Here is a 1,208-nt window from a genome sequence, read left to right as displayed (position 1 = left end):
GCATCGGCAACTTCACGAACGACTCGTACTCCTCCTTGTGTTTTTCAAACCATGGCCGATTGTTGTTTTTTTTCAGTCGCTTGAGGAACTCAATCCCCTCCCTGGGGAATCCCTCAAAGGGCGGAAAGAGGTCGAGTTCGGTAAGTTGTAGTGTTGGTGTGTGCGTAAGCTTTTCCCACATTGTTTATAATGCCCGGTATTCCCTTCCTTCAATGGCTGCTCTGACGAATCCATCGGCTCTTTCAAGGCGCTCCTGCGCCTCTTCCCTGTCGACTCCCGCCTTGATCATCACAAGAGCTGTCTTCACGTGGCCGCCTGCGCGTTCGAGATAGTCGGCCGCCTCTTCATACCCTACACCAGTAATCGTCATCACCACGCGCTTTGCCCGCTCCCGCAGTTTCTGGTTTGTCATCTGCAGATCAATCATCATATTCTCGTACACCTTCCCCAGGCGAACCATCGCCGTCGTGCTGATCATATTGAGCACAAGTTTCTGGGCGGTGCCTGACTTCATTCGGGTCGACCCCATAATAACCTCGGGTCCCACATTTGGGCAAATCGCCACATCAATGGCCTCGGCAAGTTCCGCAAACTCCAGCGAATATAGTTTCTCCCGCGGATTTGTTGTAACATATATGGTTTTTGCGCTTAGCTCTTTCGCTCGTTTCACCGCACCAACAACGTATGGTGTTCTCGTGCTCGCGGCAATTCCGCATACGACATCTTTGTCGCTGACGTTTTTCTCCGCAACGTCCCGCGCGCCGTTCTCTTCCTTGTCCTCAGCCCCCTCCTGCGCTCTGAACATTGCCTTTTCCCCTCCGGCAATCATCCCCTGAACCATCTCATGCGGAGTGCCGTATGTTGGAGGACACTCAACCGCGTCCAAAACCCCCAGCCTTCCGCTCGTTCCAGCTCCTACATAAAGAAGTCGACCTCCCCGCTTAAACGACCTCACAACGAGCTCTACAGCTTTGACAATATGGGGGATTTCCTCCTCAATGGTTACCGCAATCTGTTTGTCCTCGCTGTTGATGATGCGCAAGATTTCGTCCACCGAGCGAGCATCAATGTCCATACTTGCCGCATTTCGCTGCTCGGTGCTGAGGCGCGTTAGTTGGTCGAATAATTTCTTCTGATCGCTCATCATCCACTCATTAGTTCTCGCTGAAGAAGTAAGATTTTTTGTGTCGCTGTTTTGAGATGTTGTC

The 1,208-nt window shown here is 52.0% G+C and carries 2 protein-coding genes; both read right to left on the bottom strand.

Going from position 1 to position 1,208, the window contains the following annotated elements; genetic code table 11:
- Positions 1–181 (bottom strand): DUF2461 family protein (locus QME66_13955; GenBank protein MDI6810045.1); only part of this gene is annotated, 181 nt, incomplete at its 3' end.
- 3 nt (positions 182–184) lie between these two features.
- On the bottom strand, positions 185–1,147 hold the full coding sequence (murQ, locus tag QME66_13950) for an N-acetylmuramic acid 6-phosphate etherase (GenBank protein ID MDI6810044.1): 963 nt from the start codon (positions 1,145–1,147) through the stop codon (positions 185–187).
- Positions 1,148–1,208 lie beyond the last annotated feature (61 nt).

It is taken from the genome of Candidatus Eisenbacteria bacterium (assembly GCA_030017955.1).
GTDB lineage: Bacteria > Eisenbacteria > RBG-16-71-46 > JASEGR01 > JASEGR01 > JASEGR01.
This window is presented reverse-complemented; position numbering and strand designations above follow the sequence as displayed.

Excerpts from the sequence above, each read along its gene's own strand:
- murQ (MDI6810044.1), bottom strand. The coding sequence starts at position 1,147 with ATGATGAGCGATCAGAAGAAATTATTCGACCAACTAACGCGCCTCAGC.